At 38.1% G+C, this 14,542-nt stretch carries 9 protein-coding genes and 1 pseudogene; all 10 read left to right on the top strand.

Annotated features, from left to right (window positions below):
- Window positions 1-55: 55 nt before the first annotated feature.
- Entirely contained in the window at window positions 56-1,339 is a 1,284-nt protein-coding gene (locus NBH15_RS07570) for a DUF4934 domain-containing protein (RefSeq protein WP_250822377.1), read from the top strand.
- 66 nt (window positions 1,340-1,405) lie between these two features.
- Window positions 1,406-1,519 (top strand): annotated as a pseudogene (locus NBH15_RS29500) (HlyD family efflux transporter periplasmic adaptor subunit); the annotation flags it as partial.
- 662 nt (window positions 1,520-2,181) lie between these two features.
- On the top strand, window positions 2,182-4,848 hold the full coding sequence (locus NBH15_RS07565) for a glycosyltransferase family 10 domain-containing protein (protein ID WP_250822376.1): 2,667 nt from the start codon (window positions 2,182-2,184) through the stop codon (window positions 4,846-4,848).
- A 19-nt stretch (window positions 4,849-4,867) separates the two neighbouring features.
- Window positions 4,868-5,776: a glycosyltransferase family 2 protein gene (locus NBH15_RS07560; protein WP_250822375.1), complete on the top strand. Its 909-nt coding sequence runs from the start codon at window positions 4,868-4,870 to the stop codon at window positions 5,774-5,776.
- A gap of 391 nt (window positions 5,777-6,167) precedes the next feature.
- Window positions 6,168-7,115, top strand: a complete 948-nt coding sequence (locus NBH15_RS07555; RefSeq protein ID WP_250822374.1) for a hypothetical protein — start codon at window positions 6,168-6,170, stop codon at window positions 7,113-7,115.
- Window positions 7,112-8,551, top strand: coding sequence for a glycosyltransferase family 2 protein (locus NBH15_RS07550; RefSeq protein WP_250822373.1), 1,440 nt, complete (start codon window positions 7,112-7,114; stop codon window positions 8,549-8,551). The genes NBH15_RS07555 and NBH15_RS07550 overlap by 4 nt, the downstream gene beginning before the upstream one ends.
- 97 nt (window positions 8,552-8,648) lie before the next feature.
- Complete coding sequence (locus tag NBH15_RS29355; RefSeq protein ID WP_350472266.1) at window positions 8,649-8,921, top strand: class I lanthipeptide; 273 nt, start codon at window positions 8,649-8,651, stop codon at window positions 8,919-8,921.
- A gap of 641 nt (window positions 8,922-9,562) precedes the next feature.
- Window positions 9,563-10,723, top strand: a complete 1,161-nt coding sequence (locus NBH15_RS07545; RefSeq protein WP_250822372.1) for a lanthionine synthetase LanC family protein — start codon at window positions 9,563-9,565, stop codon at window positions 10,721-10,723.
- Window positions 10,724-10,746: 23 nt separating this feature from the next.
- Window positions 10,747-13,836, top strand: a complete 3,090-nt coding sequence (locus NBH15_RS07540) for a lantibiotic dehydratase (RefSeq protein ID WP_250822371.1) — start codon at window positions 10,747-10,749, stop codon at window positions 13,834-13,836.
- Between the two features lie 37 nt (window positions 13,837-13,873).
- A partial coding sequence (locus NBH15_RS07535; protein ID WP_250822370.1) for a cysteine peptidase family C39 domain-containing protein occupies window positions 13,874-14,542 on the top strand: 669 nt, incomplete at its 3' end.

The raw sequence follows: 14,542 nt of genomic DNA, 5'->3' as shown, positions 1-14,542 counted from the left end.
TAAAAAATGTGGTTATTTAAAAATAGTATTTCAAACATAAAAGTTTAGGTATATCATGAATCGTCTAGCTCTTTTATTCGTTTCGTTGTTAGCATTGGGTAGTTGCACATTTTCCAATAGTAACCGAGAAGTGGCAGCTGTTGTCGACACAATAGTTGTGGTAGAGAACAAGGAAAAAACTGTCGATATAGGCAGAAAGGATCTTCCCATTTACGACAAACTCTCCGGTATCAAGAATAAAGTGTCCGAGATAGCGGATAGTATCGACTTTTGTGCTCTTGCCCCTGATCCGTTATTGGATGGAACTTTCGTTGCTGATGTGGCATTGACAGACAGTGATGTTTTTGTAATTTGGCGAATAGACGCTATTTATCGTTTTGATCGTGCGGGACGTTTCAAGAATAAAATAGGCTCATTAGGACAAGGGCCGGAGGAATATGCGCAGCTTGGAGATAATTTGATGGTAGATGGAGAACAAAGAACCGTCACGGTTGTAGATGTTGGTCAAAATAGAATAAAGACGTACGATTATGATGGGGGATTTTTGAAAAGTGTATCTGTTTCTGATAGATATGCGACTTCTTTAGCTAAGATGGATGCGGGAACTTATATTGTACGGACAAAGGATAGTGAACGGTATAGACCTAATTGTCCGGCTTTGCGATTGATGGATGTTTCAGGAAAACTTATTAAAACGTATAAAAGCCATCTTTATCCGATTACCAAAGATAAAGAGAAAGGCTGGCATTATGGCCCGATGCAAAATTCATTATGGGAATATAACGGTCATTTCTATACTTTGGAATATGGTAATGATACTATTTATCGGGTGGACAAAAATGAATTGGTAGCCGACCGCACGTTGAGCGGCACAAACTATCGTCCATCCATGTACAATCTGTTTCATAGTGGCAGTGGCGATAAGCGCCTGTTGCTTCCGATGATGATGCGTTCAAACTCTGATATATTTGAATCGGACAGATTTGTACTGTTTAGATGTTTTGAAGAGTCGAAAAGGTATTTTATGGTGTATGACAAAATAGATGGTCAAGTCTATCAAAGTTTACATGAGGATGCTCCGGTCAGGGAACGTACGGGAGAAAAGTTGTCCGCCTATTTTACGGATGATTTGGTATCCGGTATGCCTTTTACTCCGGAATATCGTAGCGGAGAAAAGATTATCGGTTGGCTTTCAGCCCCAGAGATTGTAGAAAATCGCGAGAAGATCCTGCAATTTGCGGAAACCCGTACATCAGCCGAAGCAGCTCGTTTTCGTGAAATAGTAACCCGTATGAAAGAAGATGACAATCCGGTGTTGATGATAGTAAAATTGAAATAAAATAGTAGTTTGCCCATTGGAGACAGTCTGATTCTCTTCATAAAAAAACGCATATCAGTTTTTAAGGACTTACCTGTATTTTATGAAATGAAAGCCATAGCCGAAATCGTAACCGATGATGTACGTTTGATAGAACGTTTTTTCCTGCCACTGAAAAAGATACTGAAAGAAGGGTTTTAGCAGTGAAAGCTGTGAAAAAATTTACTCTAAAAACAGTCATTCTAACAATGCCCATTGTTAGGTTGCTTGGATGGGCAGTATAAGGTTGCTTGAATGGGCATTGTAACGACCTTTGGATGGGCATTGTTAGAATGCACTAATTGGGGTGTTGTTCTGCCCAAAGATTCTTATTTACCTATTCTCTTTAATACCTTTGGCATTAACGCCATCATCATTTGTAATCAGTATCAACGGTCTATCATTCATCGCAACTTCTTTTAAATATCACTACAAATGTAACGATAATCTTTAAATGATACATCAAACGTTCAAAAACTCTCCCTATGCCGGTCCGGTAAGATTAGTAATCTTTCATGTGCAAGGTTAGTAATCTTATAGGGTGAAGATTACTAATCTTCTTCCTTTATCGTTCCGGTGGTTAAAGGATATGATAAGTGGCGATTCAAAAATTCAAAAGATTCAAGTTCCCTCACACACACGTATATGCGGCTACATTATAACGCGCGTGTATTTATTCCGTACGCGATCGCGCGTGTGTGAAGGTGGCTGAATCTTTTGAATCGTTTTACTGCTTTTTACGGTAGGAACAATAATATTATCTGTTTGTGTTGGTATTAACAAAAAAAGTTCTTACATTGTAAACGGAATAAATCCTACAGACCATGAAACACAAATCTTCATACCACCTCTCCTGTATTGTTCCCGTTTATAATGTAGAAGAATATCTGGATGCTTGTGTGGAATCCTTATTGCGGATTCCGTCTATCCAAGTGGAAATCATACTGGTAGACGATGGCTCTACCGATTCATCAGCGAAACTGGTGGACCGGTATGCCGCGCACTATCCTTTTGTCAAAGCGATCCATCAAGTAAACCAAGGTCCGGGGATCGCCCGGAATAGCGGTTTGGAGGTTGCGGGCGGCGAATATGTGGCATTTGTAGACAGCGACGATTGGATCGAGCCGGAGCGGTTGGTTGCGCTTTACCGGCAGGCGAAGCAAGATGCGTTAGATATGATATTGGGATATGTCCGTTATGTCGTGCCGGATGATCCCGATTATGAATATGCCCCGTTTTTACCTGTACCTGATTCAGTGAAAGGTGGTGTATATGCAGGCGGCTGTTGTTTTGCGGAATTTATCCGGAATGGAAAGTTTGTACCGATGGCAACCTCTTACCTGTATCGTCGGGAGTGGTTGGAACAGGAGAAGCTGCGTTTTGAACCGGTGCTCCATGAAGATGAATTGTGGAGTGTGAAGGCTTTGTGTTTGGCCAGGCGTGTCGTTTGTACGGACCGGGAGTTTTATTATTACCGTCAGCGTTCGGGTTCCATTATGAAAACGTTGGATACGGGCAGACGGATAAACAGCTTGGTGCATATTGCCAACCGGATCTTGCAATTTGCCGGTCGTTTCAGCGCGGAAGAGCGTCGGCAAGTCCGGAGCATGCTTTATGTGAAAGCCGCCGAACTTTATAAGTTGGCATTTCGGTTGTTGGATAAGAAGCGGGATAGCCGTTTCCGTTTGGAATCCCATTCGCTGTATCAATTGTACCATGACCGGAACCGTTTGACGCCGGAAGCCCGTTCGATTTGTATGTCCCTTTATTCGGTTGGCCGGAAGAAATTAAGGAATTACCATGCCTGGCTTGTCTCTCCGGAAGTTGACGGTATGCCGGCACTGGTACCGGATGACAAGGTTGTATTATTGTTCTATAGCCGTATCTGGGATGCGCCATTGGTGTATCCCAGGGAGCAGGTGCCGGAAGGCATGTTGATAACCTCCGACCGGAAATACTTGGCTCGTGCCGATGCGGTCGTCTTCCATTTGCCGACGTTGGAGTTTGATTTGGAAGGCGATCTGGAAAAATCCCCCGGCCAGCGTTGGGTCGGCTGGACATTGGAGTGTGAGGAAAACTATCCGTTCATCAAAAGTACGGAATTTATGAGCCTGTTCGACTATTGGATGTCATACCATCAGGGAGCCGATGTGGTCCATCCCTATTATGAAGCCGGTTACCCGGGACGTTTGCAGCAGACGGTTCCCCGTCCGTTTGAACAGAAACGGGGCATTTGCATGTTGGTTTCCAGCCCGTTCAACCGTAGTGGCAGGCAGGAATATTTGAAAGAATTGATGGAGATGGTGCGGATTGACTCTTACGGCAAGCTGTATAACAACAGCCGGTTGGAAGAAGATAACGGGCTTTCTTCCAAAATGGCTTTATATGAAGGGTATAAATTTGTAATTGCTTTTGAGAACTCCTGTGCCAAAGATTACGTGACGGAGAAATTCTTTGACCCGTTGCTGGCGGGAGCCGTGCCGGTCTATTTGGGAGCTCCCAATGTCGATGAATTTGCACCGGGAGACAACTGTTATGTCGATGTCCGCAAGCATGAAACTGTGGAAGAGTTGGCAGCCTATTTGCAAGCCTGCCTGGATGATCCTGCCTTGTATGAACAATACCAAGCGTGGCGTAAACACCCGTTGCGTCCGTCATTTATACAGAAAGCGGCGGCCCAACAAATCCATCCTTATATCCGCCTTTGCCGGTTGATACAGGCTGGGCAGCAACATCCGCAAATATCCCGGAAGCGACCGGACGGCAGGTTGGTGCTCTGTAGTTTCGGAGATTCCCGTTATGAGGCGAGCCGTGAACGGCTACAGGAACAAGCGGAAGATTTCGACCTGTTTGATGCCATACATCTTTATAACGAGTTTGATTTACCTGCCTCTTTTCGTGAAGACTTCAAAGACCAATTGCAAGCCGATGTGCGTGGTTTTGGTTATTGGGTCTGGAAGCCGCAGGTAATCTTGGACACTTTGTCAAAGATGGACGATGGCGATGTCTTGTTGTATGTGGATATGGGTTGCCACTTGAACAGCCGGGGAAGAGAAAAGTTATTGGAGTACTGGCAGGAGGTGAAACAGAACGATAGCGGATTTTTGGTTTCGCCTATGGAAGCGATCCGGAAGGAATGTTATTGGACGAAAGGGGATTTGTTGGATTATTTCCAGGTACGTGGTACGGAAACCGCATCATCACCTCAATATCAGGCAGGAGTGATTTTTGTCCGTAAAGAGGCGGGAACGATCGGTTTGATTCAACGCTGGTTGAAGTTATATTATGAATGTTTTCATTTATTGGATGATAGTCCCTCTCGGTCTCCGGACGAAGCTGGTTTTGTGGAACATCGGCATGACCAAAGTGCTTTGTCGTTGTTGTTGAAACGGCATGGCGCGTCGGAGATACCGTTGGAAGAGGTGTATCGGCCGGGTTGGGATTTATGTAAACGGTTCTATCCGATATTGGTAGAACGGGATTTGTGTTGATCGGTAAATAGTAAATAGAATGGAAAATCGTAAGCAAAACAACTTGACTCCATTGGTATCCGTGTTAATACCAGTTTATAATTCAGAAAAATATATTGCTGAAACCATTGATAGCGTATTGGAACAAACCTTTCCGGATTTTGAATTATTACTGTTGGATGACGGCTCGGAAGATAAAACGGCAGAAATCATATCGGGTTATACCGATGAGCGTATAAAATATATCCTTTGCCCGCATGATTTTATAAATACGCTCAATAAGGGGATTGATTTGGCGAAAGGAAAGTACATAGCCTTGCTGGACCATGATGATCTTATGATGCCGGATCGGCTGAAGATACAATATGAGTATATGGAAAGTAATCCCCGGGTGGCCGTATGTGGCGGGTATATGCAATCATTCGGCATGTATTCTCGAGTCATGCGGGTACCGTTAAGCTATCGGAATGTTCTCAAAGCGATGGTATTTGATTGCCCGGTGATGAACCCGACCGGGTTTATCCGTAAGAGCTTTTTGGTAGAGCATGGTTTAAGGTATTCGCAGGGCTATTCTTTTGCTGCCGATTTGAAGTTGTGGACGGATATAGCCCGGGTCGGTGAGATTGTCAACCTTCCGGAAATATTGACCCGGTATAGGACGTATCCGGAACAAACGAGTAGGAAATGCCAGGCGGAAATGGATGAAGCAGCAGATCGTATCCATCTGGACATGGTGGAATATTTTTTGGATTTGGTAAAAGAAGACAGTGTCTATTATCCGATCCTGATGGATAATTTTTTACCGGCGTTGGATAAGTTGGGAGAATCCGGTTTCTTTTCCTCCAGGACATTGCTGTATTTCTTGTATGAATTGATTTCCGGTCTGATTGATAAAGGAGAGTTGAGATTAGAATCACAAAAAAATGCTTTGCCGGATGCTTTTTTGTGAAATTATTTGCAAGGTTGAAAGAAATTTACTATTATTACAAACGTTGACCTGTGAAGTTGGAAAGGCTTGGCCGGAAAGCCTTCTTGTTGAGTTTTTAACCCCAATAAATCAATACAGATGAGGCACTTGCGGATATTATATATAGGAATGAAGGACGGGTTGGACGTTTATTCAATGGAAATATCCTTGTATTTGCGACAAGTGCTTTCCGCTTGTAGCGAACTTCACCTGTTTGGAGATCTGTTTACGGAGCAGACATATCGTGAGGATGGAAGGTATGATTTAGTGATTGTCCAAAATTCTTTTTGTTTGATACGTTATAAGGATCTTTTTAAATGGTTGTCTGATACGCCTGTTTTATTTGTTTCCTGCGGTAACCGTGTTGTGGATTATGTTACCCCATTTAAAAAACCTGTATGGGGTCATTCATTTGGGAAATGCTTCCTTGTCGGCTTGGGGCATCCCGGACGAGATGCTGCTTCATCTTTGTTATCCGGTGGAAAGGTCGGGTGATTATTATCTTTACGAACAGCAGCCGGAGGTTTGCCGTATCGTTTATTGCCCGACCGGAAATTCTGTAGGCGAGAACGATCTAAAATTGTTGACATTCCTGGGGCAGACCAATGCTACGTTAACTATTGTATCCGATGAATATGCCTGTTTGAAAAATGCGTTCCCCCCATTTGTAAAAGTAGTACCACGATCCTCCCGTATTTCTGCGTATAAGCAAGCTCATTTGGTGGTGGCATCCGGAATGGATGCCGTGCAGGCATTGGCCTTATGCAAGCCTTGTGTTGTTTTGGGTGATTACGGTTTGGGCGGATTGGTGACATCGGAGAATTATGCCTCGCTGCAATCCATTCGTTTTAAGGGGCGTAAAGGAGGATGTTTGGGGGAATCGGTTTCTTCTGTTTTATTGGAATCAGCAATCAGGAAAGTGTTTGCATTTGACCGGCGGGAAGAGGTTTTGTTCCTTCAAAAACAGGTATTATCGTTTTTTGGCAAGCCTGTATTTAAGAAAAGGGTGTTACAAGAGATAGAACGGATTATTGATTTATCTATCTGTATGCGCGACCGCCGGAAACGGTTGTTGTTGAAACCTCGTTTGTCAACGTTGTTTGTGTTAGAGGACAGGGATGGTAAATCCTATCTGAAGCGTGGCCTGACTTGCTTCGGTGAGCTGGAACCGGAAATGGTTGCTTTGTTGAACCAATGTAATGGGGCAGTCTCTGTCGGGGAACTGGCAGAAAGGAATGGATACGGCAGGGAAGACCGGGCAGTCTTGTGGTCGAACCTGTATGAATTGTGGAAAGAGAAACTAATCCTTTTTGCCTTATGAAACAGTTGCCTAATTTTGACCTGAGTATTGTGGTTCCGTTGGGTGACCGGTTGGAGTCGTTTGTGGAAAGCTTGCCATTGCGTACGGCTTATTACGAGCGGAACGGCATAGAGGTCGTTTTGCTGGTGGATGAAGCATCAGATTGCCGAAGTTTATTGGCATGTATCCGAAAATACCCTTTTATCAGTTGGAAAGTGGTGTCCGGCTCGTGGCAAAACAGGGCGGCAGCTTATAATGAAGGCATCCGCCAGTCGGTAAAGGAGTATGCCCTGTTGATGTTTCCTGAATCTTTGTTTCAAACGGATGTCATTTACGAATTGCGTGAGATGTTGGATGAATACCCGTTGCATTATGCGGTTGGTTTTTCGTATGGCAGTTTGATGGTGAAGAAAGAGTATTTGGAGCGGGTAGGCGGTTATGATGAACAATACGATATACTGGAAGGTGCGGAAGAGAATCTGTGTCGGCGTTTGGAATTGGCGGACATTCATCGTTTATATTTCCCGGATGCCTTGTTGCAATCGGGGGAAAGCCGGTTGTCGGAAGCTTGGGAGCAAAATGTACCGGAGGATCTTTTGTATGACATGTTGTTGCCGATTGAGAGCAAAGCTGACAATCGGTCAGAACCGGAGCCAGGGAAGTTGCTTTATGACTGGCGGGAACATCCTTTTGCGAAGGAGCAGTGCCGTGAGTATCTTTCGGCATTGAAGCGGTTTGATATACCCTCTGACGAGGTCTTTGAAAAGTCGTATCCTTTGATTGCGTTGATCCCGACTTATAATGAGTCGGAGCGGATTACGGATTGTCTTCGGAGCGTGGAGAAATATTGTGACGGGATTATCCTGTTAGATGATGATAGCCGGGATGATACGTATGAAATAGCCCAGTCTGAAAAGCTATTGTTGAAAGCGAAGAAAGTCCGTACGGAGTTCAACGACAAGCAGAACCGGAATATGTTGTTGGATATGGCTTCCTTTTTCAAAGCTGAGTGGTTTATCTTCATAGATGCGGACGAACGTTTTGATGATCGTTTTGTAGATTTGCGTGAGGTGATGAAGCGGGATGATGTGGACACGGTCGGTGTTTGGATAGCGAATCTGTGGGATAGCATGGAGACGTACCGGACGGATATGGAGGATACGAACCCTTATTCTCGAAACGGTCTATGGTTTAGATGGAGGATGTTTAGGAATAAGGGAAGGATGCAATTTGTTGTTAGAAGGAAACTTCATTTTTCTTCTATACCATATAAAGAAAATATTTTTCAGAGTCAAACTTTGATGTTGCATTTGGGATACTTAAGTAAAATAGAACGTGGAGCTAAAAGTTTGTTTTACCAAGTAGAAAAAGATGTTTATGTAGATTTCTTTTATGGGAAAGTTAATTCTGAAGTTAAACTGAAGAGTATAAGAAATGTGACTTTGTATATACCCTAAGAATATATATAGGTGATTTGTCGAATAGCCTAAAATGATTAGATAATAAGCTTCCATATGTAAGGGAGTGTAGATGTTTTAACTAAATTAAAATATTATGAAGTTGAAAAAATTGGTATTAAAGAAAGAAGTCATTTCACTATTAAGTGAAAACTCCTTGAAGCAAATTAAGGGAGGAACAGGTTCTGGACAAGCATGTGCGTCTACAAATCCTCAGATGTGTTTGAATACACAGCCTACTGTGCAGTATGTTACTTGTGGTGAAAGTTGTGGTCTAACATGTGATACTCCGTATCATCATTGTGATATGCCTACAATCAATGATTCTTGTTTCAGTTTTTGTAACGATCATCCCTGTAATGATTATTAGTACCAATCGGTTATTAGGTGTTTTGCATTTAGAATAGTGTACTAAAAGTTATTACTAAGTAGAATTAACTGTGCTTAAAGTTTGGTTTCTAAATGTAAAAAAATAATGACCAATTGAGGATAAAGTATTGATGGGAACTATGAAACAATGATTTGTTTTAATCTCTATTGTGTATTCCATGCTGGTTTGCTAGTAAAGTCAGCATGGAAATAGTAGTAAATACATTATTTAACAAAGAAGATGCGTTCTTGAAGTAATCAAAAGATGGCTATATCTTTGAAATGTTGGTATTTATAGTGTAAATAGATTAGTTTAATAGGTAGATCAAGGTTGATTTACATTATTTATAGTGAAATTATGAAGAGGTTTTTAATGTTTATTGTACTGGCATTGTTTACATGCATTTTATTCTATGCAATAGATCGTGGTGATTCTATGAATAAAAGTATATTGCAAGCAATGTCTAATGAATATGTAATTGTATCAATATATACTTTGACAGGAAGTTTAGGATCGTCTATTGTATATAAATTGTTGAGAAGTAAAACAAAATATGCTTCTATTATTTCATATATTAGTGTTCCATTTATTACTTTATTTGTGCCATATATTATTATGATGATTGTTAGAATTGTTTAGTTATGGAAAAGGAAATTGAAGATAAAATTCATGAAATTGCATCATACTTGAAATTAAATAGACCTGATGATATAGGTCTATTTACTGGTATTGGTGGATATGTATTGTTTTTTTATTATTACAATAAAATATTTAAAAAATCTCTCTACGATGGTTTGGAATATATTCTGTTGGAAGATATCTTTGATCGTATTAATTTGTATAAAATTACTGATTATTCTTTCTGTAGAGGTTTGTCTGGAATTGCATGGTTGTTAAGTTTTCTTCATAAAAATGGAGATTTAAGTGATGGAGATTACAAAATAACAGATGAATTAGATTTTTATTTATACAATAAAATGATGTTTTTATTGTCATTTAGTAATTATGATTTTCTCCATGGTGCGACAGGAATCGTTTTTTATTTTTTGAAGAAGAATAAGCTTTGTTATTTAAAGGATTTTGTTAAACAAATTGATCTTTTAGCTATAAAAGAAATGTCTAATTATAAATGGAAAAACTTTATTTTGGATAATAGTTTTAGTGTTAGTTTAGCTCATGGAATGTCTAGTATAATTTTGATTTTGACAAAAATATATGAATTAGGAGTGATAGAGTGTGAAGCGATTATAAATGGAGGAATTAATTTTGTTATTTCTCAAAAGTATCCATATAAAAATAGATCAATATATCCATCAAAAACATTGGAATTTGATAGTAGTTTATATAGTAGAATGGGATGGTGTTATGGTGATTTAGGTATAGCACTTATGATTTTAAATGTGTCAAAAGTATTAGATAATAAAACTCTATATATTCATGCATTAGAAATTATTAGAGAATCATCGAAAAGAGTAGATTTAAATAAAGATTTTGTGTTTGATGCTTGTGTTTGTCATGGAACTTCTGGCATTGCTATGTTGTTCAAATCTTTTTATGAATATACAAAATGTGATTATTTAGTTCAAATTTGGAATTTTTGGGTAAAAAAGACTATGAATTTTTCAACTCAATATCAGCAACAGCAACAACAAGCTGGTTTTAAATTTCATGTAGGAGGACAAGTCTTTAGTAGCGAACTTGAATATTGTAATTTGTTACAAGGGGTATGTGGAGTGGGATTAAGTTTATTATCTACTATTGATCCAACTATTAGATGGGAAGAATGTCTTTTGATGCGATAATATTTTTTTAATTATATGATAATATGATGACTTATAAATCCTTTGATAAATTTTTTTATCGTATACCTTTGTTGCCGTATAATCGTTTACATTTTGTGCTAGAAAATAGAGATAGTTTATTGGAATGTATAAGACGTATTGAAGTACAGGAGGCAATTTTTTTGGCATCTCCTGTTTTGTTTATGGAAATTGAAAAGTATATTAAGATGTTGGATGGAAATGAAGAAAGTACTAATAAGGTTGTATTGTCTTGTGTACGTTATATAAGTCGTATGTCGACTCGCTGTACACCTTTTGGGTTATTTGCAGGTTGTGGTGTTGGACGTGTAGGGGATAGAGAAGAAGCAACAAATATTATCATAAATAGTAGCATTGATAAAATAACACGATTGGATATGTATTATCTTTTATCTTTATATAATGTACTTATTTTAAAAATGGATTTTAGATATAGAGTAAAGTATTATCCTAATACAACTTTGTATAAAATAGGTAAACGGTTTAGATATATAGAAATATTATATACCAATGTGAAAAGAAAATACCAAATCACTGAAGTTTCTAATTTTTATTATGTAAATAAATTATTACAGATCGCTCAAAAAGGTGCTAATATAAAAACTCTTACATCAATACTAATTAGCGATGGAATTTCCGAGGAGTCAGCAGATAAATTTGTGAATGATTTAATAGATAGTCAAGTTTTAGTTCCAGAATTAAACCAATCTGTAACAGGAGAGGATTTTTTTATGCGATTTATAAGTCTTTTGAATAGTATTAGTGATTCAGATGATTCTGTATTAATTGAATTAAGAAAAGTTAAATTGTTGTTAGATCAATTAAACTCAACAATTGATTCGTATAGTTTCAAATTATATGATGAGATTATTGAAAAATTGAAAAAGCTAGGAGGATCATATGAAAAGCAATTTGTATTTCAGGTTGATATGAAAAGAAAAAGTTCATATTCTGTATTGAATTCAGATATTATAAATGAGATAAAATTGGCTATGAATTTTTTAAGTAAAATAACTATGTTTCAGAAAAATGAAATGTTATCTAGGTTTAAGCAAGATTTCTATAACAGATATGAAGATAGAGAAGTTGCATTGTTAGAGGTTCTTGATCCCGAAATAGGGATTGGTTATCCATCTAAAGTTGGTGGACAAATTTCTTCTTCTTTGATAAATGACTTGATGCTACCTAGAGATGATCAACGGGGAGATTCATTATATAACAGAATTCAGTCTACACTATTTCAAAAAATTATTTCTTCATCTAATAAATTTAGAGAGTTAGAAGTTGAATTAACAGATGCGGATGTTGAAGGCCTAGAAACTAATATAGATGCTTTGCCTCCGACTATATGTGCAATGGTTGATATTGTATGTGCTGATCCTAAAAATATTTGTATTAAATTGAGATCTTGTGGTGGAAGTTCTGCTGCTAATTTGTTGAGTCGATTTGCTCATATGGATAAAGAGATAGAACAATTGATAATTGATATTACAGGAAAGGAACAAGAACTTATGTCTGATGTGATTTTAGCAGAGGTTGTTTATTCACCGGAGGCAAGGATTTGTAATATTCTTTCAAGACCGCATTTAAGAGAGTATGAAATTCCAATAAATTCTTATTCAGATCTTCCACAAGATAAACAAATATTATTATCTGATTTATTTTTATCAATGAAACAGGGAAAATTAATCATTCGATCTAAGAAATTGAATAAAATAGTTGTTCCAAGATTAACTACAGCTCATAATTATTATAATGACTTAATGCCTGCTTATCGCTTTTTGTGTGATATGCAAGTTCAAAGTGGGAAAAATGGATTACAATTTAACTGGGAAAAGTCTTTAGAAGATAGATTGTCATTTTTGCCAAGAATAAAATATAGGAATACAATATTATCTTCTGCAATATGGAATGTGAAAGTAAGCGAACTTAGATGCTTTTTTGAAAAATATAATGGTAATCAATTACTTGATGTTGTCTCTGTTTGGAGAAAAGAATACTTTATTCCTCGTTATGTTTTAATGCCAGATGGGGATAATGAATTTTTTGTTGATTGGGAAAATACTTTGAGTATTCATGCTCTTTATTCAATTATTAAAAGTCGAAAGTATGTTCGATTTGTTGAATTTCTGTTTGATCATAAAGATTCTGTAGCAAAAAATACTACTGATTTTTATACTAATCAATGTCTTGTATTTTTTATAAATAATGCAATGAAGTTAACTAAAAGGGTTTTTATACCAGGAAGCAAATGGGTATATTTTAAACTGTATACAGGTTATAAAACATCAGATGATCTTTTAATAAAAGATATATCAATTATATTGGATAGATTGTGGAAATTTGATTTGATTGAAAAGTGGTTTTATATAAGATATTCTGATCCTGATTTTCATTTGAGAATACGTTTTTTACTTAAAAATGATTCTTGTTTTGGAGATGTTGTTAATATCATCTATAAACGTCTTAGTGTTTTGATCAATAACAAACTTATTTGGAAAGTACAAATAGATACTTATAGTCAAGAATTAGAACGTTATGGGTGTAATTTGATGAATGAATCTGAATATTTGTTTTATATAGATAGCGAATGTATATTGTCTATTATAAAATGTATAAGAAAATGTAATAATGAAAATTATCGTTGGATGATAGCTCTAAAAATAATTGATTGTTTTTTGTCTGATTTTAAACTTCAATTAGAAGAAAAATATGAAATTGTCGAATATTTGTCATTTTTATTTAAGCGGGAATTTGGTTTTAATCAGTATAATTCTAAACAATTCAATTCTAAATACAGATTTAATAAAAATATTGTTGAGTCTGTATTAGATAATACAATCGCGGATCAGTATTTTTTTAGTATGTGTAATTTGATTACAGTGAAATCTCAAAAGGTGGAACAACTTATGAGTAATTTTATGAGAAAATTAGAAAAAGATAAAAAAGCGGAAAACCGCATGACAAATTTCATATATAGTCATATTCATATGAGTCTTAATAGATTGTTTATATCCCAATCTCGTATGTATGAATTAGTGTTATATGATTTTCTCAAAAGATATTATGCAAGTCAAATTGCTAGAAATAAATGAATTTGAATAATTATATTTTTTATCTATTAAAGATATTGTGATAAATTTATTTCCACATTTTTACCAACTCGACTCCGCTGACTGCGGTCCCACCTGCCTTCGCATGATTGCGAAGTATTACGGGCGAACCTACTCTGCCCAATACCTTCGTGAACATGCCTTCATTACTCGTGAAGGGGTTTCGATGTTGGGAATCAGCGATGTGGCAGAACATATCGGGTTTCGGACGATGGGAGTGCGTATCACCTTAGAACAGTTGGAGCAGGAGGTACCGTTGCCGTGTATTCTGCATTGGAACCAGCGACATTTCGTGGTGTGCTACAAAATCAGGAAGGGAAAGTTTTATATAGCCGATCCGGCAGCCGGACGGGTGGTGTTCGACCGGACGGAGTTCGGGCGGTGCTGGTTCAGCACGTTGGTGGAGGGGAAGGATACGGGGACGGCATTGCTTCTCGAACCGGGCCCGGAGTTCGGGGAACGGGAGGAACCTGTGGAGACTAAAAACCGGAAGTTGTCTTTCTTTTTCCGTTATCTGACACCTTACAAACGGGAGCTTTTCCAGTTGGTGCTGGGGATGCTGACAGTGAGCATCCTGCAATTGATCATGCCGTTCCTGACGCAGAGCCTGGTGGACACGGGTATCCGGGATGGCAATTTGAGTTTTATCACGTTGGTTCTGGTCGCCCAGTTGGTAATCTTTATTGCG

This window comes from Parabacteroides caeci, from assembly GCF_023656795.1.
Classification (GTDB): domain Bacteria; phylum Bacteroidota; class Bacteroidia; order Bacteroidales; family Tannerellaceae; genus Parabacteroides; species Parabacteroides segnis.
The sequence above is the reverse complement of the archived record's forward strand: the minus strand, read 5'-3'. Positions and strand labels throughout refer to the sequence as shown.